This is a genomic window from Streptomyces sp. NPDC058691 (genome assembly GCF_042714775.1).
Classification (GTDB): Bacteria; Actinomycetota; Actinomycetes; order Streptomycetales; family Streptomycetaceae; genus Actinacidiphila.
Genome location: NZ_JBHXSO010000031.1, coordinates 1 through 25,643 on the forward strand (window position 1 = coordinate 1; position 25,643 = coordinate 25,643).

At 72.4% G+C, this 25,643-nt stretch carries 20 protein-coding genes; 7 read left to right on the plus strand and 13 right to left on the minus strand.

Annotated features, from left to right (window positions below):
- Positions 1-40 precede the first annotated feature (40 nt).
- The 5 genes from ACFWVC_RS22190 to ACFWVC_RS22210 form a co-directional block, all read right to left on the minus strand.
- On the minus strand, positions 41-1,615 hold the full coding sequence (locus ACFWVC_RS22190; protein WP_384288547.1) for an RNA polymerase sigma factor: 1,575 nt from the start codon (positions 1,613-1,615) through the stop codon (positions 41-43).
- A gap of 313 nt (positions 1,616-1,928) precedes the next feature.
- Positions 1,929-2,849 carry a FadR/GntR family transcriptional regulator gene (locus ACFWVC_RS22195; protein WP_384288550.1) on the minus strand — a complete coding sequence of 307 codons (921 nt, stop codon included), beginning with the start codon at positions 2,847-2,849 and terminating at the stop codon, positions 1,929-1,931.
- 92 nt (positions 2,850-2,941) lie between these two features.
- The gene (locus ACFWVC_RS22200) at positions 2,942-4,570 is read right to left on the minus strand and encodes an ATP-binding cassette domain-containing protein (protein WP_384288552.1); all 1,629 of its coding nucleotides are present in this window, start codon (positions 4,568-4,570) and stop codon (positions 2,942-2,944) included.
- A gap of 32 nt (positions 4,571-4,602) precedes the next feature.
- Entirely contained in the window at positions 4,603-5,331 is a 729-nt protein-coding gene (locus tag ACFWVC_RS22205; protein ID WP_384288555.1) for an NUDIX domain-containing protein, read from the minus strand.
- 175 nt (positions 5,332-5,506) lie between these two features.
- On the minus strand, positions 5,507-7,489 hold the full coding sequence (locus ACFWVC_RS22210; protein ID WP_384288557.1) for a glycogen debranching N-terminal domain-containing protein: 1,983 nt from the start codon (positions 7,487-7,489) through the stop codon (positions 5,507-5,509).
- A gap of 128 nt (positions 7,490-7,617) precedes the next feature.
- Here ACFWVC_RS22210 and ACFWVC_RS22215 point away from each other — a divergent pair, with 128 nt between their 5' ends.
- Positions 7,618-8,928 (plus strand): alpha/beta fold hydrolase, encoded by a 1,311-nt coding sequence (locus ACFWVC_RS22215; protein WP_384288560.1) that lies wholly within the window; start codon positions 7,618-7,620, stop codon positions 8,926-8,928.
- Here ACFWVC_RS22215 and ACFWVC_RS22220 read toward each other — a convergent pair.
- Positions 8,840-10,084 carry a DUF4192 domain-containing protein gene (locus ACFWVC_RS22220; protein WP_384288565.1) on the minus strand — a complete coding sequence of 415 codons (1,245 nt, stop codon included), beginning with the start codon at positions 10,082-10,084 and terminating at the stop codon, positions 8,840-8,842. The genes ACFWVC_RS22215 and ACFWVC_RS22220 overlap by 89 nt on opposite strands.
- Positions 10,085-10,238: 154 nt before the next feature.
- On the opposite strand from ACFWVC_RS22220, the gene ACFWVC_RS22225 reads away from it, so the two are divergent.
- Positions 10,239-12,398 (plus strand): RecQ family ATP-dependent DNA helicase, encoded by a 2,160-nt coding sequence (locus ACFWVC_RS22225; protein WP_384288568.1) that lies wholly within the window; start codon positions 10,239-10,241, stop codon positions 12,396-12,398.
- 196 nt (positions 12,399-12,594) lie between these two features.
- The gene (locus ACFWVC_RS22230) at positions 12,595-13,191 is read left to right on the plus strand and encodes a hypothetical protein (protein ID WP_384288572.1); all 597 of its coding nucleotides are present in this window, start codon (positions 12,595-12,597) and stop codon (positions 13,189-13,191) included.
- On the opposite strand, the gene ACFWVC_RS22235 is transcribed toward ACFWVC_RS22230, so the two are convergent.
- Genes ACFWVC_RS22235 through ACFWVC_RS22245 form a run of 3 tightly spaced genes read right to left on the minus strand, consistent with a single transcriptional unit; the run spans position 13,192 to position 15,288 of the window.
- A complete protein-coding gene (locus ACFWVC_RS22235; RefSeq protein WP_384288576.1) occupies positions 13,192-13,848 on the minus strand; it encodes a hypothetical protein in 657 nt (218 codons plus the stop codon).
- Positions 13,849-13,907: 59 nt separating this feature from the next.
- Positions 13,908-14,603 (minus strand): ribonuclease HII, encoded by a 696-nt coding sequence (locus tag ACFWVC_RS22240; protein WP_384288582.1) that lies wholly within the window; start codon positions 14,601-14,603, stop codon positions 13,908-13,910.
- 58 nt (positions 14,604-14,661) lie between these two features.
- Entirely contained in the window at positions 14,662-15,288 is a 627-nt protein-coding gene (locus ACFWVC_RS22245; protein ID WP_384288586.1) for a TetR/AcrR family transcriptional regulator, read from the minus strand.
- 112 nt (positions 15,289-15,400) lie between these two features.
- Between ACFWVC_RS22245 and ACFWVC_RS22250 the strand changes: the two genes are divergently transcribed.
- On the plus strand, positions 15,401-16,948 hold the full coding sequence (locus ACFWVC_RS22250) for an MFS transporter (protein WP_384288588.1): 1,548 nt from the start codon (positions 15,401-15,403) through the stop codon (positions 16,946-16,948).
- Between the two features lie 56 nt (positions 16,949-17,004).
- Here ACFWVC_RS22250 and ACFWVC_RS22255 read toward each other — a convergent pair whose 3' ends face one another.
- From ACFWVC_RS22255 to ACFWVC_RS22265, 3 genes are all read right to left on the minus strand, one after another.
- Positions 17,005-18,651 carry a DUF4153 domain-containing protein gene (locus tag ACFWVC_RS22255; RefSeq protein ID WP_384288592.1) on the minus strand — a complete coding sequence of 549 codons (1,647 nt, stop codon included), beginning with the start codon at positions 18,649-18,651 and terminating at the stop codon, positions 17,005-17,007.
- A 191-nt stretch (positions 18,652-18,842) separates the two neighbouring features.
- Positions 18,843-19,745 (minus strand): ADP-ribosylglycohydrolase family protein, encoded by a 903-nt coding sequence (locus tag ACFWVC_RS22260; RefSeq protein ID WP_384288596.1) that lies wholly within the window; start codon positions 19,743-19,745, stop codon positions 18,843-18,845.
- A gap of 56 nt (positions 19,746-19,801) precedes the next feature.
- Entirely contained in the window at positions 19,802-20,467 is a 666-nt protein-coding gene (locus tag ACFWVC_RS22265) for a histidine phosphatase family protein (protein WP_384288599.1), read from the minus strand.
- A gap of 297 nt (positions 20,468-20,764) precedes the next feature.
- Here ACFWVC_RS22265 and ACFWVC_RS22270 point away from each other — a divergent pair, with 297 nt between their 5' ends.
- Positions 20,765-21,550: a VOC family protein gene (locus tag ACFWVC_RS22270; RefSeq protein ID WP_384288601.1), complete on the plus strand. Its 786-nt coding sequence runs from the start codon at positions 20,765-20,767 to the stop codon at positions 21,548-21,550.
- 58 nt (positions 21,551-21,608) lie between these two features.
- Here ACFWVC_RS22270 and ACFWVC_RS22275 read toward each other — a convergent pair whose 3' ends face one another.
- A complete protein-coding gene (locus tag ACFWVC_RS22275; RefSeq protein WP_384288604.1) occupies positions 21,609-22,217 on the minus strand; it encodes a YdbC family protein in 609 nt (202 codons plus the stop codon).
- A 248-nt stretch (positions 22,218-22,465) separates the two neighbouring features.
- On the opposite strand from ACFWVC_RS22275, the gene ACFWVC_RS22280 reads away from it, so the two are divergent.
- Both ACFWVC_RS22280 and ACFWVC_RS22285 read left to right on the plus strand, forming a co-directional pair.
- On the plus strand, positions 22,466-23,932 hold the full coding sequence (locus tag ACFWVC_RS22280) for a DHA2 family efflux MFS transporter permease subunit (RefSeq protein WP_384288606.1): 1,467 nt from the start codon (positions 22,466-22,468) through the stop codon (positions 23,930-23,932).
- An 84-nt stretch (positions 23,933-24,016) separates the two neighbouring features.
- On the plus strand, positions 24,017-25,549 hold the full coding sequence (locus ACFWVC_RS22285; RefSeq protein ID WP_384288609.1) for a hypothetical protein: 1,533 nt from the start codon (positions 24,017-24,019) through the stop codon (positions 25,547-25,549).
- Positions 25,550-25,643 lie beyond the last annotated feature (94 nt).

A 25,643-nucleotide genomic window follows, 5' to 3' on the forward strand; every position in this document is an offset into this window, starting at 1 on the left:
GCCGAGTGGCGGTCGCGGGCCCGTCGGGAGCCGGTCCGGATCAGTCCAGGTAGTCGCGGAGCACCTGAGAGCGGGACGGGTGACGCAGCTTGGACATGGTCTTCGACTCGATCTGGCGGATGCGCTCACGGGTGACCCCGTACACCTTGCCGATCTCGTCGAGCGTCTTCGGCTGGCCGTCGGTCAGGCCGAAGCGCATCGAGACCACACCGGCCTCGCGCTCGCTGAGCGTGTCGAGGACGGAGTGCAGCTGCTCCTGCAGGAGCGTGAAGCTGACCGCGTCGGCCGGGACGACCGCCTCGGAGTCCTCGATGAGGTCACCGAACTCGCTGTCGCCGTCCTCGCCCAGCGGGGTGTGCAGGGAGATCGGCTCGCGGCCGTACTTCTGGACCTCGATGACCTTCTCGGGGGTCATGTCGAGTTCCTTGGCCAGCTCCTCCGGGGTGGGCTCGCGGCCCAGGTCCTGGAGCATCTGGCGCTGGACGCGGGCCAGCTTGTTGATGACCTCGACCATGTGCACCGGGATGCGGATGGTGCGGGCCTGGTCGGCCATCGCGCGGGTGATCGCCTGGCGGATCCACCACGTCGCGTACGTCGAGAACTTGAAGCCCTTGGTGTAGTCGAACTTCTCGACCGCACGGATCAGGCCCAGGTTGCCCTCCTGGATCAGGTCCAGGAAGAGCATGCCGCGACCGGTGTAGCGCTTGGCCAGCGAGACCACCAGGCGGAGGTTGGCCTCCAGCAGGTGGTTCTTGGCCCAGCGGCCGTCCTCGGCGATGATCTCCAGCTCACGCTTGAGCTTGGGGGCGAGCTTGTCCGCCTGGGCCAGCTTGTCCTCGGCGAACAGACCGGCCTCGATGCGCTTGGCGAGCTCCACCTCCTGCTCGGCGTTGAGGAGGGGGACCTTGCCGATCTGCTTCAGGTAGTCCTTGACCGGGTCGGCGGTGGCACCGGCCGCGGCGACCTGCTGCGCGGGCGCGTCGTCCTCGTCGTCGTCGGAGAGCACAAAGCTCTCCGCCTCGGTCTCGGCCGCCGGTACGTCCTCGTCCTTGCCGGGCGTGACCTCCTCGAGGAGTTCCTCGCCCTCGGCGAGCTCGTCGTCCTTCTTGGTCTTGCTCTCGGCGGCAGTGGTCTTCTTGGCCGTCGTCTTCTTGGCGGCGGCGGTGGTCTTCTTGGCCGCGGTCTTCTTCGCCACGGCCTTCCTGGCGGGCGCCACGCCCTCGTCGGTCACGTCCGCCACCGCTTCCGCCTCGACGGCGGACGCGGGTGCCGCGGCGGCCTTGGCTGCCACGGCCTTCTTCACCGGGGCGGCCTTGGTCTCGACGGTCTTGGTGGCAGTACGCTTCGCCGGGCTCTTGGCTGCGACGCTCTTACGGGTGCGCTTGGGCGCCTCAGCGGCACTCACCATCAGCGTCACACCCTCCTCGTCGAGGACCTGGTTGAGGCTGCGCAGAACGTTCTTCCACTGGGTTGCCGGGATCTGGTCCGCTTCGAAGGCTCGGCGCACGTCGTCGCCGGCGATCTGACCCTGAGCCTTACCCCGCTCGATGAGCGCCATCAGAGACTCGGACTCGGCGATCTCCGGCGGGAGCGTACGGGATGTGCTGGCCGACACGAACAACCTCTCGGAACGATGGAAAACGACTACGGTGGAACCGCTCAGCAACTCAGCGTCATGTTCGTCGCGGATATTCCTCGTGCGGCCGCCACCTCTTACCTCATCGCGCTGCTCGCCAGAGCGTTACGCCCGACCCCACGTGGTCCGAGTCACACCCCGGAACGGCACCAACCAGTCGATAGCCGGACACTCGCCGTGAACGAGGCGGCCATGGCCGTCCGCCAGGCCGGGGCGGACGGCTCCGCCGCCGGGCCCGGAGGGTGTGGGCCGGCGGCGGATGTCGGTGCCGTCTCCGGCTCGCTCCAGGCGATCAGTGCTCGCGCGGCGCGGGGACGACATGGTCGGGGGTCCCGGCGGCGGGACCCGGCTCGGTGTGCACGGCCAGCAGTTGGCGCATGACGGCCTCCGCCTCGGCACCGTCGGAGGCGGCCAGCGCCTCGACCACCCGCGCGTGGAGGGCGACGGAGTGATCGCCGGGGCGCTCGCAGCCGGTGACGGGGCCGCCGGAGACATGGAGAGCGGCGGAGACGATGCCGGACAGGTGCTCCAGCATGCGGTTGCCCGCGACCTGCAGGAGCAGGCCGTGGAACTCGGCATCGGCGCGGGAGAAGGTCAGCCCGTCGCCCTGACCGACGGCGTGAGCCATGATCTCGGTCATGTCCACCAGGCGCTGCTGGATGTCCTCCCGGCCGTGGCCGGCGGCGAGGCGGGCGGCGAGCGGCTCGATCGTCCAGCGCAGCTCGAACAGCTCACGGCGCTGGTCGTCCCGCTGGGGGCCGAAGGCCCGCCATTCGATGATGTCGGGGTCGAGCAGGTTCCAGTCGCTGACGGGGCGGACCCGGGTGCCGACGTTGGGCCGGGCACTGACCAGACCCTTGGCCTCCAGTACACGCAGTGATTCACGGACGACGGTGCGGGAGACCTCGAAACGCTGGCCGATCTCCTCGGGGACGAGCGGGCGGTCGGCGCCCAGGTCGCCGGAGACGATCATCTGGCCGAGCTGCTGGACGAGTTGGCCGTGCAGCCCGCGGCCACGGCTGCCGCCCGCCCGGCGGCCCACCCGGCCCATGTCGGTGTCGCCCCCCTCCCAGGAGGGCACACCGCCCGGCCGGTCCAGGGAGGAACCTGCGGAGACGTCGGCGTACGGATAGCGGTCGAGCTCGCCACCGCCGACGAGGCTGGAGTCGGCGGAGCGGGCGGCGGTCATCATGGTGTGCGCAAGGGTACTCACGCATCATTTGTCGGCGATGACGCCCGGCGCCTTGAGGGCTTTGCTGAAAAGCACACGAAAGGGTGAGCACTCATCACCTGATAATTGACGCTTTATCGGAAGGAAATGGGGTTTCTCCGGCGCAAGACCGTTGCCACATAGGCACACAACAGAGCGAAGAGCGACAAGACGAAGGAATAGCGGACGGGTTGGCTCGCCAGCCGCACCGCGTCGATCGCCGGCGCCGTCGCCGCCCGGCGCACCACGGGCGCCACCAGCAGTGGCACCGCCAGCACCCCGGCCAAGCCCAGCGCGGTGGTGCGGAACACCCCGGCCGCCAGCACACCGGCCCAGCAGCAGACGAGCGCCAGCACCCCCCATGTCACCGCGATACGGGCCAGGGCGTGGAGACCCGGCAGCCCGTGGCCGCCGAGGAAATGCACCTCCACCGCTCCCGCCACGGCCGCGCAACCGGCGATCAGCAGCGCCGCGCCACCGTTCACGACGAGCTTGGCCAGCAGCAGGCGCAGTTGGCGCGGCACGGGCGCGTTGGCGGGCGCCAGCGCCGGGTAGCGGAACTCCTGGCCGTACGAGAGCGCCCCGAGGAGCCCGCCCCCGAGCGCGGCCGGGGGAAGCGGCAGGGAATGCGCCCAGCCGGTCAGCAGGCGCAGGGAGACGGCGTGGTGCCCGGTGCGCAGCAGCACGAGGGTGGAGAGGGCGGAGGCGAGCACGCCGGCGAGGGCGATGAGCCAAGGGCTTCGGATACCCACGAGGCGGCGCAGTTCGTAGCGGACCGGACGGGCGGGCCCGGCGGGCGGGCGCGCCTCTCGCACGGGCGCCAGGGAGACGGTGCCGGGGACGCGCTCGCCGCGCGGCGACTCCGGGACGCCGGTGTCGCCCACCTCGTCCGCGAGGCGGTGCAGCAGGATGCCGTTCCGGAAGGCCGTCTCCCCGATCCGGGCGGTGGTCGTGCCGTAGACGCAGATGCGGCTGCCGCTCTCCTGGGTGATCTCGGTCTCGTCGTCGGCGAGCAGCAGCGCCAGCCGTTCGGCCTGGGGCGACTGCACGGCGACGTACGGGCGCAGCCGTCCGCGGCCGAACTCCCGGGCGGACTGGTCGGCGACGAGCCGTCCCGCGTCGAGCGTGACGATGCGGTCCGCGAGGCGTCCGGCCGTTCGAGGATCGCTCACGGTGACGACGACCGTGCCGCCGCGTGCGGCATAGGTTTTCAGCAATCCGTACAGCCAGGCGGTGTCGCGGGGTGACAAGTCCTGCGCGGGGTCGTCGAGCAGGAGGGCCGGCGGGTCGCCGAGAAGGGCGGCGGCAACGCCCAGGCGGCGGTCCATGCCGAGCGAGAACTCGCCGAGACGCCGGTCGGCCGCGTCGTACAGGCCCACGATCTCCAGGACCTGATCGGCGCGTTCGAGCGGCGCGCCGGCGGCGGCGGCCAGCATCCGCAGGTGGCCGCGGGCGGTCCGGGAGGGATGTCCGGGGACGTCTCCGAGGAGCACGCCGACGATGTTCGCCGGGTGCGTGTGGCGGTGCAGCGGCCGGCCGCCGAAAAGGGTGATGCCGCGGCCGGGTTCGAGTTCGAGCATCAGCCGCAATGCGGTCGACTTGCCCGCGCCACTGTCGCCGAGCAGGGCGGTGATCTCCCCGGGGCGGGCGTCGAAAGTGAGGTCGTCCACGGCGGGTGCTTCATCGCCGCGGGACGCGCTGGTCAGTCCGATGGCCTGGATCACCCTTGCACGATAACGCGCGAAAGGTCCGAAATTTACACCTCTGGCCGCAACATGGGCGGATTGAGGATGGTCGCACCACCCGCGCGGAACAACTGAGCGGGGCGCCCGCCCTGACGGGTCGTCGTACCGCCGGTCGGAACGAGGAAGCCCACCGTGCCCGTCACCTTGCGGTGGAAGTTGCGCGGGTCGAGGGCGACACCCCACACCACCTCGTAGACCCGGCGCAGTTCGCCGACGGTGAACTCCGGTGGGCAGAAGGCGGTGGCCAGGGCGGAGTACTCGAGCTTGGAGCGGGCGCGTTCGACGCCGTCGCCGAGGATCCGGGCGTGATCGAACGCGAGGGCACCGTCCTCGCCATTGCGCAGCAACTCCCCGACCGGGGCCCAGCGGGCGCTGCGCGCGTCGCCTCCGGCGCGGGGGGCGGGCAGGTCGGGGGCGAGCACCAGGTGGGCGACGCTCACCACGCGCATGCGCGGATCGCGCTTGGGGTCGCCGTACGTGGCCAGCTGCTCCAGGTGCACCCCCTTGCCGGCGCGGAGCCCGGTCTCCTCCTCCAGCTCCCGGGCGGCGGCCTCGGCCAGGTCCTCGTCGCCGCGTACGAAGCCGCCGGGCAGCGCCCACCGGCCCTGGTACGGCGGCTCGCCACGGCGGACCGCGAGGGCGCACAGGGCGTTGCTGCGCACCGTGAGCACGACGAGGTCGACGGTGACGGCGAACGGCGGGAAAGCTGACGGGTCGTAGGGCGACATGTCCGCGATCATAGTCGTCTGCCTGACGATAAGCAGCAGGTTGCGAGGATGACGGGGCCCGCTGTCGGCCGGTTGTTCGACGTGGTGGTGAGTCGGGGCGAAGTCAGGACGAAGCCGGGCCTGAGTCCGAAGGGAGGGGCGGACGGCAGGGGCGGGGCGGGAGCGTGGAGCAACGCTGCCCGTCCGGTCAGGAACCGAGCTGCAGTCCGGCCGCGGCCTCCTCCACGACGGCCGTCCCGAGCCGGCTGACGCGTACCGCGAACGGCTCGCCGGCGACCGCCAGCCCCGTCAGCCGCAACTCCCCCAGGGGCGCGCAGCCCATGGGGCGGATGGCCACGACGCCCTCGGGGACGTCCGGGCGGATCCCGGCGAGGCTGGTCAGCAGTTGCACCGCCCCGGCGGCGGCCACGGCGGCGGGACGGGACGCGGTCGGGTGCGGGGCGGGTACGCGGTCGGCGGCGCGCTGCTCGCCGGCGTACATCTCGGGGAGCCGGTGGCCGAAGACGGCGCCCGCGTCGAGCACGCCGCGCAGCAGGGCGGCGGCCTCCCTCTCGTAGCCGTGGGCGGCGAGGCCGGCGACCGCGACGGCGGTGTCGTGGACGCGCACGGCTCCTCCCCGGTGCCCGAAGGGGTTGTGGCCCGGCGCAGCGGCCGACAGTGTGCGCAGCCCCCACCCCGAGTCGAGCTCCGGCGCCGCCAGCAGGCGCGCGAGCTGCTCGGTCTGCACCTTGTCCAGCAGTCCGGGGGCTACCTGACCGCCGGCGGCCAGCCCGGTGTCCAGGAGGTGCGCCACCGCCGCGCCGAGATACGGCACCGGTCTGCCGTCCGGAGTCAGGGCGGCGGCCGGGCTGCCCCCGGGACGGTCGTCCAGCCAGAAGTCCTCACGGAAGCGGCGGCGCAGCGCCTCCGCCCGCTCGCGCCACTCCTCGGCACCGGGGCGTCCGTAGGCGTCCAGCAGATCCGCGCCGTGCAGCATGGCGCGGTGCGCGTGCGCCTGCACGTCGCAGCGCACCGGGCCGCCGGACACGGGGTCGGGCATGTACCCGGCGGGGGTCAGGGACGCCCTCAGCCACCGCAGGGAGCGCTCCGCCGCCGGCAGCAGCTGCTCGGCCTCCCGTTCGTACATCCCCCAGCGCCGTGCCTCGGCGAGCACGGTGACGAAGAGCAGCCCGGCCTCCACGCCCGAGCACGTGGGGGGCAGGTGCGGCCCGGCGTGCCGCAGCGGTCCGGGCACCTGACCGGTCTCCGGGTCCTGCCGGCGGGCAAGGGTGCGCAGGGTCCCGGCCGCCAGCCGCGTGCCGAGCGGCAGCAGCATGCGCGCCGCCCACACCGCGTCGGCCGGGGCCAGACCCAGCCGCCACGGCGCCCCGGCCGCCACATGGGCGTCGAGCGGGTGCCCGGGGTCCCGCAGCAGCAGCGCTCGCAGATCGTCGAGGGCGGTGCGGAGCAGCGCCGCCGCCCCGCCGTCCTCGCAGTCGATCCGCGCGGTGGACCACGGCGCGGTGGGCGGTCCGGACGCCGGGCCGGGCGACTGCGCCCCGGTGGGCTCCAGGACCACCCGCAGCTCGATCGTGCGGGATGCCCCTGGCGGCAGCACCAGGTCCCAGCTCAGCAGGCCGGCCGAGGCCATCGCGTTGTCGGGCCCCGGCGCGGCGATGACCCGGACTCTTCCGCTCTCGCCCGACCACAGCAGTCCCGCGTCGCAGACGCTGGCCGGCAGCTCGGGGCCGGATGCCCCCGCGGCGATCGCCGGCAGCTCGGCGAGATCGCAGGCTAGGGACACCTCGCACGGGATACGCACCTCGCGCGGCCCGGTGTTGTGCACGGTGATGCGCTCGGTGCCGTTCGCAGAGCGCAGCCGCTCCACGGTCAGGGCCGGATCCGGGGCCGCGTCACCGGGCACCCGGGCGACCGCGGTGAACCGCGCCTGCCCGGCCGCCACCGGCAAGCCCTGCACGGGCACCGGCGCCGTCCCGGCGAGCCGGAGCTCACAGCGGGCCAGCACGCGCCGCCCAGCCTGGTAGAAGCCGTCCAGGCCGTCGCCGCGCAACTGCCCGTCCCGCCCCGAGACCGCGAGGGACGGGGCCGCGACGCAGATCACCGCGTCGTGCACCGCCTGCGGCCCCCGGTCGGCGCGGGAGGACGACCGATTGGCCTGATGCGGGCCCATGCCATCTCCTCGTCGGCTCGGGCGGGCGGTGCCGCCACTATCCCGGTGAACGCCCGTGTGGGCACTCGGGTCACGCGCCGTCTACCGTTCCTGATCGGGAAACCGTTCGTATCAGCGGAAAGAGAGCCATGGCCGTCTACCGCCAGCCAGGGACCGTCATCACCGACCGCACCTTTCAGGTACCGCTCGACCACGCGGATCCACGTGGTGAGCAGATCGAGGTGTACGCCCGCGAGGTCGTGGCGGTCGGCAAGGAACGGGAGCCATTGCCCTGGTTGTTGTTCCTCCAGGGCGGCCCGGGGGGCAGGTCACCGCGACCACTGGGCCGCGACGGCTGGCTCACCCGGGCCCTGGACGACTACCGGGTGCTGCTCATCGACCAGCGCGGCACCGGCCGTTCCACCCCCGCGAACCGGCAGACCCTGCCGCTGCGTGGCGACGCCACCGCCCAGGCCCGGTATCTGGAGCACTTCCGGGCCGACTCGATCGTCCGCGACTGCGAGCTGATCCGCCGTGAACTGCTCGGCCAGAGCGGCCAGTGGAGCCTGCTGGGGCAGAGCTTCGGCGGTTTCTGCACGCTGACGTATCTGTCCGTCGCCCCCGAGGGGATTCGCGAGGCGTTCGTGACGGGTGGTCTCGCGGGACTGGGCAGCAGCGCCGACGACGTCTACCGGGCCGCCTACCCCCGGGTGGAGCGCAAGGTCGAGGCCCACTACGCGCGCTACCCGGAGGACACGGAGACGGTCCGCGCCGTGGCGCGGCACCTTCGCGAGCACAAGGTGACGCTGCCGGACGGCGGGCTGCTGACCGCCGAGGCGTTCCAGTCGCTCGGCCTGATGCTGGGCACGGGCACCGGCTCGCACACGCTGCACTATCTGCTGGAGGACGCGTTCCTGCCGGGGACCGCACACCCGCGGCTGTCCGACTCGTTCCTGGCCGAGGCGCAAGGGCATCTCTCCTTCGCCGGCAATCCGCTCTACGCGGTGCTGCACGAGTCGATCTACGGCCAGCGGTCGGTGTCGCCGCGGGGCACGGGCTGGGCGGCCGAGTCGGTGCGCGGCGAGTTCCCGCAGTTCGACGTGGACAAACGGCTGGCGGACGACGCGCCGGTGCTGCTGACCGGGGAGATGATCTACCCCTGGATGTTCTCCACCGACCCGGCACTCGCCCCGCTGAGCGACACGGCGGAACTGCTGGCGCGGCGCGAGGACTGGCCCGACCTGTACGACCCGCGCCAACTGGCGGTGAACGAGGTGCCGGTGGCCGCGGCCGTATACCACGACGACATGTACGTCGACACGGCCGACTCCCTGGCCACCGCCCGGTCGGTGCGCGGGCTGCGGACGTGGGTCACCGACGAGTACGAGCACGACGGGCTCCGGGTGAGCGGCGGCCGGGTCCTCGACCGGCTGATCCGGCTGGCCCGCGGCGAGCTGTGAGGATGGCGGCGCGGCGGGCCTGCCCGCTGCGCCGCCGGCGCAGGTAGCGGCGCAGCGGCTCTGGGGAGATTCCGTTGTTGACCGCGGCATACAGCAGCCGGGCGAAGGTGTAGTCGGGGGCGAGGTGCAGCGCGCGGCCGAAGGCGACGCGCGCGGTGGCCTCGTCCCCCGCGGACCAGGCGACCCAGCCGGCCAGTGTCAGGGGTGCCGCGGCGTGCTCGTGGTACGGCTCGACGCAGCGGCGGGCGAGCGCTCGCCACAGGCGCAGGGCGGGGTCGGTGTGCGGCGGGTCCATCCACTCCGCGGCCCGGTCACGGGTGTCGCGGTCCTGCAGGCCGAGGATCATCGCGGCGGCCTCGTCGTCACTCAGCAGGGTGTCGTCACGGCGGTCGCCGATCGGGCCGTCGTCCTCCGGGGAGGCCGCCTTGAACCGGTCCAGCGCCTCCTTGAGCAGCTTCAGTGTGGTGCGCCGCACCTCGTCGGAGTCGTCGTGCTCCAGCATGCGCGGCACCAGTCCGGCGGCCGCCGCGTCCAGCGCCTCCTCCCGCGCGACGGTCGCCGGAGATCCCGCCGGGGGCGGGGTGAGGCGGTCCTCCAGCTCCTTGCGGGAACCGCGCACCCGGATGCCCGCGTAAGCGGCCGCGGCCGCCATCACCGAGTCACCGGAAGGTGGAACCACCACGCCTTCGGGAGGTCCGCACTCGGTGGCCGGGCAGGAGTAGGACCACCAGCGGCCGGCGGAGACGCACAGTGCCTCCACCACGGGTACGTCGAGGCTGCCGCAGGCCACCCGCAGGCCCTGTGCCAGCGGCCTGAGCCGCTCCATGACCTGCCCGGGACTTTCTCCGGCCGCCGGGTCCTGGACGAGGAAGAGCACGATGGCGTCCGGGCGGGCGCCGCGCTGGGTACTGCCGGTGACGAGGCAGTCCGCCAACTGGACTGCCGCGTCGGGCCATTCGCCGGGGTTGCGGGGGATGCCCAGCCGGGCCCGGCCGCCGAAGCGGCCGCGTTCGCCGTGGAGGGCGATCATCAGAATGCTGTCGTCCGGGTGGAAACCGCACAGGTACGGGAGCGCGGCGGCGAGGTCGGCCGGACTGCGCAGAGTGACCTTCGGGTCGTCCGAGGGACGCGGGGATGATGCGGTGTGCTGAGTCATGATCCGAAGGTGGCGCATGGCGTGGATCTCCGCCAGACCCCTCCAAAACCTGTGGATAAACCCCTCATATCATCGCAAAAATGCCGGGCGAGTTATCCACAGGCCCGACGGGTGCGGTTGGCACGGTGTCGGTGTCATCGGGTTGCATGGGGGCATGACCACCGCACTGCGCACCACCGCCGACACGATCCTCAGCCGGCTCGTCGGAGACCCGACGGGCACCGCCCGCCTGCGCGAGGACCAGTGGCGCGCGGTCGAGGCGCTGGTGGCCCAAGGCCGCCGGGCCCTGGTCGTCCAGCGCACGGGCTGGGGCAAGTCCGCCGTCTACTTCGTGGCCACGGCACTGCTCCGCGAACGCGGCAGCGGCCCCACCGTGATCGTCTCCCCGCTGCTCGCCCTCATGCGCAACCAGATCGACGCCGCCGACCGGGCCGGCATCCGGGCCCGGACGATCAACTCGGCCAACCCCGAGGAGTGGGACACCGTCCAGGCCGAGGTCGCCGCCGGCGAGGTCGACGTCCTGCTGGTCAGCCCGGAGCGGCTCAACAACCCCGACTTCCGCGATCAGGTACTGCCCAAACTCGCCGCCACCACCGGCCTGCTCGTGGTCGACGAGGCGCACTGCATCTCCGACTGGGGGCACGACTTCCGGCCCGACTACCGCAGGTTGCGCACCATGCTCGCCGACCTGCCGCCGGGCGTCCCCGTGCTGGCCACCACCGCCACGGCCAACGCGCGCGTGACGGCCGACGTCGCCGAGCAACTGGGCACCGGCGACCACGAGGGCGCACTGATCCTGCGCGGGCCGCTGGACCGCGAGAGCCTCTCGCTCGGCGTGCTGCCGCTGCCGGACGCCGCCCACCGCCTCGCCTGGCTCGCCGACCACCTCGGCGAGCTGCCGGGCTCCGGCATCATCTACACGCTCACCGTGGCGGCCGCCGAGGAGGTCGCGGCGTTTTTGCGGCAGCGCGGGCACGAGGTGGCGTCGTACACCGGCCGCACCGAGGACGCCGACCGGCGCGCGGCCGAGGCCGCGCTGCTGCGCAACGAGGTCAAGGCGCTGGTCGCGACATCCGCCCTCGGCATGGGCTTCGACAAGCCCGACCTGGGCTTCGTGCTCCACCTGGGCTCGCCCTCCTCCCCCATCGCCTACTACCAGCAGGTCGGCCGCGCCGGGCGCGGCGTCGACCACGCCGAGGTGCTGCTGCTCCCCGGTCCGGAGGACGAGGCGATCTGGCGCTACTTCGCCTCCCTCGCCTTCCCGCGCGAGGAACAGGTCCGCCAGACCCTCGCCCTGCTGGCGGAGGCGGCGGCGCCGGTGTCCGTGCCGGCCCTGGAGGCCCGCGTCGACCTGCGCCGCACCCGGCTGGAGACCATGCTCAAGGTCCTCGACGTGGACGGCGCCGTCCGCCGGGTGCGCGGCGGCTGGACGTCCACGGGGCAGCCCTGGGCGTACGACACCGAGCGTTATGCCTGGGTCGACCGGCAGCGCAAGGCCGAGCAGCAGGCCATGCGCGAGTACGCCACGACCACCGCCTGCCGCATGGAGTACCTGCGGCGCCAACTCGACGACGAGGAGGCCGCCCCCTGCGGCCGCTGCGACAACTGCGCGGCGCCGCGGTACTCCCCGGAGGTCTCCCGCGAGGCGCTGGAGTCCGCCCGGGCCGCCCTCGGGCGCCCTGGGGTCGAAGTCGAACCGCGCCGGATGTGGCCCACGGGTCTCCCGGCGGTGGGCATCGACCTCAAGGGCAGGATTCCGGCGGGCGAACAGGCGGAGTCCGGTCGGGCCCTCGGACGGCTGTCGGACATCGGCTGGGGCAACCGGCTGCGACCGCTCTTCGCCGCGAACGCCCCGGACGCGCCCGTGGCGGACGACGTGGTCAACGCCGTGGTCACGGTTCTGGCGGACTGGGCCCGGGGGCCGGGCGGCTGGGCCGGTGGCGGGCCGGACGCGCCGCCCCGCCCGGTCGGCGTGGTGACCGTCGCCTCCCACACCAGGCCTCAGCTGATCGCCTCGCTGGGGCAGGGCATCGCCCACGCCGGACGCATGCCGCTGCTCGGGGAACTGGCCCACACCGGTGACGTCGAGCCCTCGCGGGTGCCGCGCAGCAACAGCGCGCAGCGACTGCGCGCGCTGCACGGGGCTTTCGCCGTTCCGCCCGGCCTTGCCGCCGCCATCGCGGCAACGCCCGGGCCGGTCCTGCTCGTCGACGATTTCACCGAAACGGGCTGGACCCTGGCGGTCGCCGCACGACTGCTGCGCAGGTCAGGCGTTACGGCGGTGTTTCCGCTGGTCCTGGCTCTGCAGGGCTGATCCGCAGTCACATGCCGGACAGCGGGCGGGGATCTATGCGGCGGACGGTCCGATAACAGACACATCGACTAATTGACCGTTGCCGCTCGCGTGTGCGAAGGGAAGAATTGGGCCGTTCCCCGTTCGGCTCCTCGAGCCCCCGCGACCGGTATGCGCCCGCGCACCCGGTCTCGGACGCATACCCGAAGGGAGGATCGTGGCCATGGGCTTCGCTCCGGAGACCACTTCCGGCACGTCCTCCCGCACCGCCCGCCCGGTACGCACCCTGGAGCCGGCGGCCTGGATCGCCTCGGGTTTCCCGCTGTTGATCAGCCCGCGCGACGTGGTCAAGGACCTGCACGCACGCCACCTGCCCGCGCCGGGCACGGCGGTGCTCGCGGTCCTCTCGCCCGACGGACGGCTGACGGCCAGCGCCTCGTTCGCCCAGCGCGAGGACGTCGTCGACGGCTGGGAGCGCCGCAACGCGATCCTGTCCCACCTGCGCCGGATCACCCCGGACGACCTGCGTCGGCGCACCCCCGTGCGCACCACCGTCCTTCTGGTGTGCCGCGAGGGCGACGCCGCGTGGACCGAGGCGGACGGCGCCTGGGCGTGGGGCCTGCGGGACGCCTGCTCGTTGCACGGCCTGCGCCCCGGCTCCTACATCACGCTGACCCAGGACGGCTGGCGCGTGTACGGCGAGGCACGTGTCGGACGTACCCCCAACGCCTCGTCCTGGTCACGCGAACAGCACGGCGCAGCGGCCCTGCGCCCCGGAGGGACACCGGCCCTGCGCCGCGCGGCAGCGCGCTGATCAGGCGTTCGCGCCGAGCAGCCCGTTGATCCGCTGGGGGTCGCCGCACACGATCAGCAGCGCGCCGGCCCGTCGCATGGCCGAGGGCAGCAGTGCGCCCACGACCTCGTCCGAGCCGCCGTTGACGGCCACGACCACGACCGGACGGCCCTGGGCGCGCTCCGCGTCATGGGCGGCGTAGAAGACATCGTCGCCGGCCTCGTGCTGCGCCCAGTAGGACGCCTCGCCGAAGCTCAGCTCGTGGGCGGCCCAGGGGTGCTGCTCGCCGGTGGTGAGCACCAGGACCTCGCCGGGTGCCCGACCGCTGTCCAGCAGCAGGTCGACGGCCTCGTCGGCGGCGTCGAGCGCCCCCGCCACCGGAGCCGGGATGAGCTGGATCTGCGTCGTCGCCGCACCGGCGGAGCCGGCCTGCGCGACCTCGGCTTCCCGCGGCGGCCGCGGCTGCGGCGGGACGGCCGGACCGCGAGTGGGGCCGGGGCGGCCGGGCCGGGCGTTGACCGCGGTGCCGCCGCGCGGTGGCGCGGGACGGGGGGACGCCGGACGGGGGCCGGGGGCCGGTACAGGGCGGGGGGTCGACGCGGACCGGCCGGCGGCCGGGGCTACGCGAGAACCCGGGACACTCTCGTGAATCTGAGGCTCCTCGGGGATGAGAGGCATGTGCTGATGTCTATCAAATGCACCGGAACAGCGCAGCGGCAGGTAGGTCACAACTCGGCTCAGAAATCGAAGCCGAGCTGCTCACCCGTCTCCCCCGCCTCCACGGTCTCCCGGACCTTCTTCAGGTGTTGCCAACGCGGCAGCGTATCGAGATATGCCCAGGACAGCCGGTGGTGGGGGGTGGGCCCCAGTTCCGCCAGAGCGGCCCGGTGCACCGGCGAAGGGTACCCGGCGTTGGACTCGAAACCGAACGGAGCATAGTCCACGCCCAGTTCGGCCATCATGGCGTCCCGCCGCACCTTGGCGATCACCGAGGCCGCGGACACCGCGATGCAGGACTGGTCGCCCTTGATGACCGTCCGCACCCGCCACGGCCCCCCGAGGTAGTCGTGCTTGCCGTCGAGGATGACCGCGTCGGGCCGTACGGGCAGGGCCTCCAGGGCGCGCGTCGCCGCGAGCCGCAGTGCCGCCGTCATCCCGAGGTCGTCGATCTCCTCGGGCGACGCGTGACCGAGGGCGTGGCAGTTCACCCAACCGGCGAGCACGACGGCGAGTTCACCCCGGCGCTTGACGGTGAGCAGTTTGGAATCGGTGAGCCCGTCGGGCGCCCGCCGCAGTCCGGTGACGGCCGCGCAGACGGTGACCGGTCCGGCCCAGGCCCCCCGGCCGACCTCGTCGACGCCCGCGACGATCTTGGCGCCGAGTGTCGCGCGCAAGGAGCGTTCGACGCTGTGGGTGGGAGGTTCACGGAACATGGCAAGGCCAACCCTACGCTCCGGCGCCGAGCCGCCGGAGGCCGGGTCCCGCCCGGCCTCACGCGCCCCAGGGCCGCAGCAGGGGCAGCATCACCTGGTCGACGACCTCCACGAGGTCGCGTTCGGAGATCTCCCGTCCACCGATCTTCGAGCGGTACATCATCAGGGCGGGCACGACGTCGGCGACGATGTCCCCGGTGGCGTCCGGACGCACTTCTCCGCGTTCGACCCCGCGCCGCACGACGTCCAGGATGCGGTGCTTGGTGGGCTCGACCACTCCCTCGACGACCAGCCGCACGAAGCAGTGCGCCGTCTCGTGGTCGGACTCGTCGATCACGGCGCGCAGGGCCAGTCCGCTCTGCGAGTACATCGCCTCGCGCATTCTCAGCACCAGGAAGAGCAGGTCCTCACGGAGGCTGCCGAGGTCCGGCACATCGGGGACGGCGGGGAGCGCGGCCTGCAGCGCGTCGGTGGCCAGTGCCTGCTTGGAGGGCCAGCGGCGGTAGACCGCGGCCTTGCCGGTCTGGGCGGCGGACGCGACGCCCTCCATGGTCAGTCCCCGCCAGCCGACGGTGCTCAGCTGCTCCAAGGCCGCCTTCAGGATGGCGCGTTCCAGCACGGGACCGCGGCGGCGCGGCGCGACCTGCTTGGACGGACCCGTTGCCGCCTCGTGGGACATGACCATGGCACCTTCTCGGTATCTCGGCGTTAGTGAACGCTTGCGTTCACTAACAACCCCACTCTAGTGTCGTCCATAGTGAACGTGGCCGTTCACTAGTCACCGTCTGGGGGATCTTGTGACGACTGAGCAAATCACCTCACCACGCAAGCCCGGCGCCGCACGACGCGACGGCAAGCCGGGGATCGCTCTCGCCGTGATCGCGGCCTGCCAGCTCATGGTCGTGCTGGACGCCACGATTGTGAATATCGCGCTCCCGCACATTCAGGGTGCGCTCTCCTTCTCCACCACGGATCTGTCCTGGGTGCTCAACGCCTACACCCTCACCTTCGGCGGGTTGCTGCTGCTCGGCGGACGGGCCGGCGACATCCTGGGCCGGCGCAGGGTGTTCGTCTTCGGCATCCTGCTGTTCTCGCTCGCCTCCCTCCTCGGGGGCTTCGCACAGGAGCCGTGGCAGCTGCTCGCGGCGCGTTCCCTGCAGGGCGTCGGCGGCGCGATCGCCTCGCCCACCTCGCTCGCCCTCATCACCACCAACTTTCCCGAGGGGCCCGAGCGCAACCGCGCGTTCGGCGTCTTCGCAGCGGTCTCCGCGGGCGGTGGCGCGGTCGGCCTGCTGGCGGGCGGCATGCTCACCGACTGGCTCGACTGGCGCTGGGTCTTCTTCGTCAACGTGCCCATCGGCCTGCTGATCGCCTTCCTGGCACCGCGCTACATCAACGAGTCCGAGCGGCATCCCGGCCGGTTCGACATCGCCGGCGCGGCGACCTCGACGCTCGGCATGGCCTCCCTCGTCTACGGCTTCATCCGGGCCGCCGACCAGGGTTGGCGGGACGGGCTCACGATCGGCGCGTTCGGCGCGGCAGTGGTCCTGCTGAGCTCGTTCGTCCTCATCGAGCGCCGTGCCAAGGAACCCATCACCCCGCTGCGGATGTTCGCGGACCGCAACCGCTCGGGCACCTACGTGATCATGCTGAGTCTGGCCGCGGGCATGTTCGGGATGTTCTTCTTCATCGTCATCTTCGTACAGACCGTCCTCGGCTACAGCGCCATCGCGGCCGGTTTCGCCTTCCTCCCGATCACCGTGGCGATCGTGACGGGGGCGGGGTTGTCGACCCGCTTCCTGCCGGTGCTCGGGCCGAAGCCCTTCCTGATCACCGGCTCGGCGCTCGCCGGGATCGGGATGGCCTGGCTGACCTTCATCGACCCCGGCAGCAGTTACGCGGGCGGGGTGCTGGGCCCGATGGTGATCTTCGGCTTCGGTATGGGCCTGAACTTCGTCACGCTGACGCTGACCGCCGTCTCCGGAGTCGCGCAGCACGAGGCGGGTGCCGCCTCCGGGCTGCTCAACGCCATGCAGCAGGTGGGAGGTTCACTGGGCCTGTCGATCCTGGTGACGGTCTTCGGCACGGCCAGCCGCGACAAGGCGACCGAAACCGTGCCGGGATTCCTCGCCCAGGCGACCCCGGCGCAGAAGGAGGAGTTCACGCGGACGCACGAGCTGCCCGCGCCCTGGTCGCACGAGGTCCTGGCGCACGGCATCTCCACCGCCCTGTACGCCGCCGTGGCGCTGGTCCTGCTGGCCCTGGCCACCGCGCTGTTCGTGATCCGGGTGCGCAAGAGCGACCTGGAGGCGCTGAGCGGTACGGCGGGAGCGCCCGCCGCCTGACGGCGTTCCGCCGCCCGGCCCGAGGGGAGGCCGGGGCGGCGGCAGGCCGTGGCCCGTCAGGGCACTTCGATGCGGTACCCCTCCACGAGCCCTGCCCGCGAACAGGGGTTGTCCGAGTCCACCGGGCGGGCGGCCAGCATGGAACGGGCCCGCGACTCACCGAGGCTCCTGGCGAACCAGGGATCGCCGTCGCCCCGCAGGTCGTGCGCCAGCAGTGCCAGCGCGCAGGAGCGCTGCGGCTCCGGCAGCCGGTCCAGCGCCGGGACCGCGTCGGCGGACAGGTCCTGCAGGTAAGCCAGATCGATGCGGCCGGTGTTCTCGTACCGGGTGACCTGCTGCTCCGCGATGAGGGCGTCCGGTCCAGCGAGGCCGAACGCCAGGAAGCCGACGGCCGCGCTCGCTACCACCGCCCGCGGCAGCCAGCGGGCGCCGTACACGCCGGCCGCGATGATCAGGACGATCAGCAGCCCGAGCCACAGCTCGATGCCGGCCACGGAGATCCGCATCCGCGTCAGCCCGTACGCGCCCACATACAGCTCCATGCGGCGCAGCGCGGAGGCGACCACGATCAGCGTCAGCACGCAGATCGCGCCGAGGACCGAGCGCACGAGCAGGCGGTCGCGGTCCGTGCCCCGGGGCGCCCAGCGCAGCGCCAGGCCGATCACCCCGATGGTCAGCAGGGTCACGATCAGCAGTTGCCAGAAGCCCTGCCGTGCGTACTGCGCGTACGTCAGGCCGGTCTCCGCGAGCACCTTCTGGTAGCCGCCGAAGAGCACGGTGAGCTGCACGGCGTTGAAGACGGCGAACAGCACCGCGAGGACGACCAGCGGCAGCGCCCACTCGGCCCGGCCACGGGCGCGGCCAGGCTTGACCTTGACGCGGTCGAAGCGGCGCGGCGCCGCGGCGGTGTACGCGGCGGCCAGCGCGCCCAGCACGCCGACGGCGAACAGCACGACGCGCACGGGGAAGTCGCCGAGCGTCATGTCGGGGACGAATCCGCCCAGCAGGTCGGCGAAGGCGGCGTCCGCCCCGGCGAAGAGCGCGCCGAAGACCAGGAGCAGGACGACGGTGACCACGACCGCCTTGGCCATCGGCAGCCAGCGCTGCCGGTTGCGCGCGGTGCGCTCGCGCAGGCCGCGCAGCGCCCAGCCCACGCCGGGCACCACGGACGCCCACACACCGAGGCCCCCCAGCAGCACTCCCGGCCAGCGGCGGCCGCCGTGCAGGGCGAGCGAGCCCACGACGAAAAAGGCGAGGACCGCGAGGAAGGCCGGCCAGCCGGCGTCGCGCAGCGCGGGGACGAGCAGCAGGCCGAGGGCGGTGACGGCCCACACCAGCGTCCACGGACGCGGGCGGCGGCCGCGCACGACCGCCGCGACCCCGGCGGCGAGCGCGGCAGGCAGGGCGGTCAGCAGGAGGTTGACGCCGATGCCGTCACGGAGCAGCACGGCGGCCAGGAGGCCGGTGAGCAGCGCGATCCAGAGCACCGCCGGGGGGACGGCGGACGGCGCCTTGACGCGGCTGTCGAGGATCCACTGCGGAGGGGGCGGCGGAGGCGGTGGCGTCCAGGGGTGAGGCTGCACCGGGGCGCGGCCGCCCGGACGGGCCGCCGGATGGACCGGTGGCCGGGCCGGGTGCGTTGGGCTGTGCGGAGGACTGTGCGGAAGCCGCTTCGGCGCGGCGTCCTTCGGTACGTCGGACATGAGGACCCCTCCCCACCGGTCGCAGGCCGATGACACAGCGCGGGACCGGAGCTTGTCAGCACGCCCCGGGAAGATCGCCGGGGCCGCGTGGCCGACAGGCTATGCGCCGTGGTCCGGGGCGTATACGCGAGGTGGGGCTCGCGGCCCGGTCTGTGACAGGGCCGTGACGAAGGATCGGTTTGCGCCGGGGCTCAGGCGGCGGGCAGCCACTCCGGCAGCGGTTCACAGCGTTCCAGCCAGGCCCGCGGCGGCTCGCCGTCCGGCCGGGCGGCGACGATGCCGCCGACGATGGCGCAGGTCGTGTCGACGTCTCCGCCCGCACGGGCGGTGGTCCAGAACGCGCGCTCGTAGTCGCCGAGGCCCCGGACGGCGGCCCAGAGGGCGAAGGGGACGGTGTCGTGCGCGCTGGTGCGCCGGCCGCAGCCGAGAACGGCGGCGACGGTGGCGACGTCGTCGTAGTCGAGCATGTCCACGGCGCGCCGCAGCCCCGCGTGGACGGCGCTGCGCGGCAGCAGTCCGACGACGGACGTCAGCAGCGCCTCCGGCTCGGCCGGGGCGGCGGGCCCGGCGACCAGCGCGGTGGCGGCCGCGACCGCCATGGCACCGGCGACCGCCTCGCGGTGCTGATGGGTGGTGTAGGCGGACAGCTCCGCCTGCTCGGCGGCCTTCTCGGGCTCGCCCGCGAACCACGCGCCGAGCGGCGCCACGCGCATGGCCGCGCCGTTGCCCCAGGAGCCCTGGCCGTTGAACATCTCGGCGGCCAGCGTGCGCCAGTCGCCGTTCTCCTGCCGGATCAGCCGCAGCATGCGGTTGACGGCGGGGCCGTAGCCGCGGTCGAAGTCGTGGTGGGCGGCGAAGGACGCGGCGAGCGCGTCCTGGTCCACGGAGCCGTGTGCGTCGAGGACGGCGACGACCGAGCAGGCCATCTCGGTGTCGTCGGTCCACTGCCACACCCCCGCCGGCGGCGTGCCGCTCTTCAGGGCGGGGTAGTGCGCGGGCACGAAGAACTGGGAGCCCAGGGCGTCGCCGAGGGCGAGTCCGCGCAGGCTGGCGAGCGCGCGGGAGCGGGGAAGATCGGCAGGATCAGCGGTCATGGCGCCCAGAACTCTGACATCCCGTGTCATCGGGGTCAATCGTCCTGTGCGCAATCTCACCCGTGATATCTCGCCAGGTCGGAGGTGGTGGTACGCCAGCGCGCGAAGGGCCGGTCGAGCCGGTAGCGGCCGTCCGGCTCGGCGAGCAGCACGCGGAATTCACCGTTGTCCGGGTTCGAGAGGGCCTCGAACTCGTCGACCGTCCAGTGGAACCACCTCATGCAGAACAGCCGCATGGTCAGCCCGTGCGTGACCAGGAGCACGTTCGGCGGGAACTCCGGCTTGTCGAAGGCCCGGTAGAGCGTCTCCAGGAAGGATCCGACCCGGTCGTACACATCCGCCCCGGACTCGCCCTGGGCGAACCGGTAGAAGAAGTGGCCGTACGCGTCCCGGGCCCTCCGCTGCCGCTGAACGTCCTCGGCATCCTGGTAGTTGCCCCAGTCCTGCTCGCGCAGCCGGGGCTCTTCCTTGGCGCGGGTGCGGCGCGGGTCGAGTCCCAGCAGGTGGAAGGTCTGATGCGTGCGGCGGTACGGGGACACGAACGCCTGGACCCGTTCGTCGCCGAAGAGGTCCCTCAGTTGGCCGCCCGCGGCACGGGCCTGTTCCTCGCCCTTGGTCGTGAGGTTGAGCGCGTGGTCCGGGACCCGCTCATAGATCGCGTCGTCGGCGTTTCCCTGGGACTCCCCATGACGGATGAGCACAATGCGACGCGGTCGAGCCATGGCCTCACTGTAATTCGTACGCCCTCGCACGGGCGCGGCGGTCCGCCCACCGGGCACCTGCGGGCTCACGCGGTCGTCGGCGGGCCTGTGGATCGCATAATGAGACACCGCGTCCCGCACGGTGCCGTGATGCCCGCGGCAGGGGTGACGTGCGGTGGGTCCCCGCAGCGGGACCGCGCGCCTGACCGGGCAAGCTCCCGTCGGCCGGCCGGCCGCCACCCCCGATTGTCAGTGGTGGGTCTCAGACTGAGCATTGAAGAGGGGAGCCCCTTGCGGCACCCCCGGTTGGAGGCCGCAATGAAGACCACCGAGTTCGTTCCCGGCGCACCGTGCTGGACCGATCTGAGCAGTCCCGACATCGAGGCCTCGCGCGCTTTCTACGGCGGCCTGTTCGGCTGGGAATCCCAGCCGGGGCCCCCGGAGGCGGGGGGCTACACCTTCTTCACCCTGCGCGGCGAGCCGGTGGCCGCCGTCGGCCCGGTGATGGCCGAGGGCGACCGGCCGCGCTGGATCACATACGTGGCCACCGCCGACGCCGAGGACACCGCCAAGGCGGTGCAGGCGGCGGGCGGGGCCGTCTCCGTGCCGCCGATGGCCGTCTTCGACCAGGGCGGCTTCGCGCAGTTCACCGACCCGCACGGGGCGGAGTTCGCGGTCTGGCAGCCGGGGAACTTCAAGGGGGCGGGGCTGCAGAACGAGCCGGGGGCGTTCTCCTGGATCGAGCTCAACACCCGCGATGTGGAAGGGGCCCGCGCGTTCTACCGGGACGTCTTCGGCTGGACGGGCGAGACGCATCCCTTCGCCGGGGACAGCACCTACACCGAGCTGGAAGTCGAGGGCGGCGGCGGTGTGTTCGGGGGCATCCTGCTCATGAACGACGCCTGGCCGGCCGAGATACCCCAGCACTGGATGCACTACGTCGCCGTCGACGACACCGACGCGGCCGCCGCGAGGGCCGCGGAGCTCGGCGGCAGCGTCTCGGTGCCGCCCTTCGACCTGCCGCACGTGGGACGCATCGCGGTCCTCGACGATCCGCACGGGGCCTACTTCTCGGTGATCACCCGGCCCGCCAAGGAGGGCTGACGCAGGGCGGCCGGCTCCGGGGCCGGCCGGCGCCTGCCGAGGCGCGCGCCGCCCGGCCTCAGACCGACCAGGACTGCTCCAGGTCGACGACATCGCCTGCGACCGCGAGCACGTCCGCATCGAGGTCGGCACGCTGCGAGAGCCGGGCGACGGAACCGTCCCGGTACTTGCCGCGCTCCGCGGCCGAGTCCCACATCGACAGCACCAGGAAATCGGACTCGGGACCCTGCGCGAACACACCGCGCAGCATGCCCGGCGAGCCGGCCATGGCCGGGTTCCAGACCCGCTGCTGCATGAGGACGAAGTGGTCGGCCCGGTCCGGCCGCACCTTGCAGTGGGCCAGCCTGAGCAGGTCGCTGTCCGCGAAGCGGGGACGGAAACCGACCTTGACGTCCAGCCGGTGCTCGAAGAGCTTCACGCCGAGGCTCTCGTAGGTCTCCGCCTGGGGCGCCGCAAGGCGGTCATGGGGGCCGGACATGAAGGCGTCGTAGTACTCGCGGTCCTCCCAGAAGGCAAAGAGGTGCGCGACACCCGGCTGGCTGCGGCTCCAGCCCCCGCCCTGCCCCCGGAAACCCGGCTCCCCGGGGAGTCCGTTGGCCCATTTCCGCTGTCCGCGCTCGAATGCCGCCCGGTCGAGAACGCCACAGCGAATCCACTTCACCAGCACCGCGCCATCCTATGGCCCACCAGCGGCCATTCCGCCCCACAGGGAATCAACTCCCCCTCCCGGAAGGCGCACACGATCACAACATGGACGGCCCACGGGCCTGTCGGGCTGAGCTCAACAGCCTTTGGCGGAAGGGGAGTCGAGGAGAGTCACCACGAACCGAAAGAGATAGTCCCCAACAAAACAATCTGCTAGCGTCACACCTGGATCCCGGGTCCTCGCGTTCCCGACAACCAGGAGACGACGCCATGCCCTCGCGCACTCCCACCGCAGCACAGGCCGCGGCTCCACGCACCGCCTCCGGCCGCCACTCCCGCACGCTCGCCCTCGCCGTCCTCTGCGCCGGCATGCTGATGATCATCCTCGACGGAAGCATCGTCACCGTGGCCCTCCCGGCCATCCAGCGTGACCTGCGCTTCTCCCCCGCCGACCTCACCTGGACCGTCAATGCCTACATGATCGCCTTCGGGGGTCTGCTGCTGCTGTGCGGACGGCTCGGCGACCTGTTCGGCCGCAAGCGCATGTTCGTGGCCGGACTCGCCGTCTTCACCGGTGCCTCACTGCTGTGCGGCCTCGCCACCGGCCAGGCGGTACTGATCGCCGCCCGCTTCCTCCAGGGTGTCGGCGGGGCCATGACCTCGGCCGTCAGTCTCGGCCTGATCGTCACGCTGTTCCCCGAACCCCGTGAACGCGGCCGCGCCATCGGCGCGTTCAGCTTCGTCGGCGCCGCCGGGGCGTCGATCGGGCAGGTGCTCGGCGGCGTGCTCACCCAGGCCGTCGACTGGCACTGGATCTTCTTCATCAACCTGCCCATCGGCCTCGCCGCCGGGATGCTCGCCGTGCGCGTGCTCGAACCCGATCCGGCACGTCCGGCCGCCCGCGGCGCCGATGCCCTCGGCGCGTCGCTGGTCACCGCCGGGCTGATGACCGGGGTCTTCACGATCGTCCGGACAGGCCGGCACGGCTGGGGTTCCGGCGGCACGCTCGCGCTCGGGGCCCTGGCCGTCGTACTCCTCGCCGCCTTCGTGGCGCGCCAGGCGACGGCACCGTCCCCGCTGCTGCCGCTGCGCATGTTCCGCTCGCGCGACGTCGCGGGGGCGAACGCCGTCCAAGTCCTCATGGTCTCCGCGCTCTTCGGGTTCCAGATCCTGATGGCGCTCTACCTGCAGAACGTGCTGGGCTACGGAGCCGCGGCCACCGGGCTCGCCATGCTGCCCGCCGCACTCGCCATCGGTACCGTCTCGCTCGCCTTCTCCGCCCGCCTCAACACGCGCTTCGGCGAACGCCGCGTCCTGCTCGCCGGTCTCGCCCTGCTCGTGGCCGCCCTCGCGCTGCTGACCCGGCTGCCGGTGCATGCCCACTACGCCGTGCACCTGCTGCCGACGATGCTGCTCGCGGGCGGTTTCGGCCTCGCCGTCTCCGCCCTGACCGTGCTCGGCATGTCCGGCGCGGGAGCGCAGGACGCGGGCGTCGCGTCCGGCCTTTTCAACACCACCCAGCAAGTGGGCGGCGCGCTCGGCGTCGCCGTCCTCTCCACCCTCGCCGCCTCGCGCACCCACACCTTGCTCGCCGACGGTCACACCACCGCGTCCGCCCTCACCGGCGGCTTCCGCCTCGCCTTCGGCACGGGCGCCGTACTGCTCGCGGTGGCCTTCGTCCTCGCGGCCACGGTGCTGCGCCCATCCCGGAAGGCCGCCGCTTCCCCTTCCGCCTGAGGCGTGGGGACCGAACACAACTGCGTAAGGCAGCCGAGACCAAGTGGTGTTCGAGCCGTGACCGAGGATGCCGACACTGACCGTATGGCGACGAATGGTCCGTCAGAACACCTGCGGCCCAGGGGCCTTGCTGCCGGCGCCGTCCTGGCCTGGGTCGGTCATCCGGGAACCGTCCTGGCGGTCGCCGTCATGGCCGTCAACGACCATCTGCTCAAGCAGGCACTTCCCGGTGTCGTCACGGGCAAGCTGAGCGACGTCGCCGGCCTGGTGCTGGCGCCGCCCCTGCTTGCGCTGCCGGTGGCGCTGATCTGCCGCACCCTCCCGGTCGGCCGTGCCGCAAACGTCCTCGCCGCCTTGTCCATCCTGGTCACCGGCATGGCCTTCAGCCTGGTCAAGTGCACGGCTGCCGGCGCTGCCCTCGCGTCTGAGCTCTGGAGCCTCGTCGCCGGGCCATCCCGGGTTCTGGCCGATCCCAGCGATCTCCTCGCGCTGCCGGCACTCGGAGCCGGCTGGTGGCTGTGGACCCGGGCCCGCTCCAGATCGGCGGGCACCCGAATCGTCCGGCTGGCCAGAGTATGGGTGGCCGTCCCCCTGACGGTGGTCACCGTGGCCGCAACCTCGGCTTCCTTCGTCCCCGAAGCGCGGGCTGTCGTGACCTGGGAAGGCAAGGTCCTGCTCCAGCGGGAGGGGCGATTGCTGACCACATCGGACGGCGGGGACTCCTGGCGTCCTCTGACCGACGCGGAATCGGCCGACCTGGCCGCGGCCCGAACGGGCCGCCCTGTGCAGCGCACCGAGGCGTGCGTACCGGGAACGCCGGAGCACTGCTACCGGGTCGGTCTCGGCGGGCCCAGAGTCGAGGAGTCGGTCGACGGTGGCAGGAACTGGACTGTGGCCTGGGAGATCACCGCAGGCCGTCAGGCATTTCTGCGCCGGGCCCATCAGAATGTCCTGTTCGGACCATCACCGGCCGAGTTCGCCTCGACCTCGGTCGTGGTGGTCGGCAAGCCGGGCGGCCATGTCGTCATCGTGGCCGAACAGCAAGACGGTCTGGTCGTCCGCGACACTTCCGGCCGGTGGGAGCGGCGCGGCTTCGCCGGGATCGGCTCCAGCAAACCCGTCGTACCGCTGACCGGCCTCGGACAGTACATCTTCACCGAATGGGTACTGGCCGCGATGGCCGGATGGATCTGTTTTCTGATCGGTTCCACGGTCACCGGGCGGGGCAGGGACCGCCCGCGCTACTGGGTCACGGCCGCGGTGCGCGGCACGATCGGGGTGGCTTGGCCCGTGCTGGTGCTCTCGATGGCCGGGCCGTTCGGCGACCCGGGGATGGCCGGCCGCCTGCTCATCCTGATCACTTTGCCCATCGCTCTCGTGGTGCTGAACGTCGGGTGGCCCGCGCCTCAGATGGCGCCACGCGGCAGGGCATGGCTCGTGGCCGTCTCCATGGCGACTGCCGGCCTGGTGGCTCTGCCCTTCCTCGGCTGGACGGTCGCCGAGCCGGACAGCTACTCGATCGCGGCGAGACTCGCTGTCGCGCTGTTCCTGGTCGGCATCGCGGTCAGCGCCACGGTGGGATGGTCCGTCAGCCGCAGGAGACCGGACGCCGCCTAGCCCCGACCTTGCATGCCGGTCCTACGGTCCTACTGGCGTCCGGCCCCCCGACGTCGTGTGTCCCCCCGAGGCGAAATGCCTCGGGGGGACACAC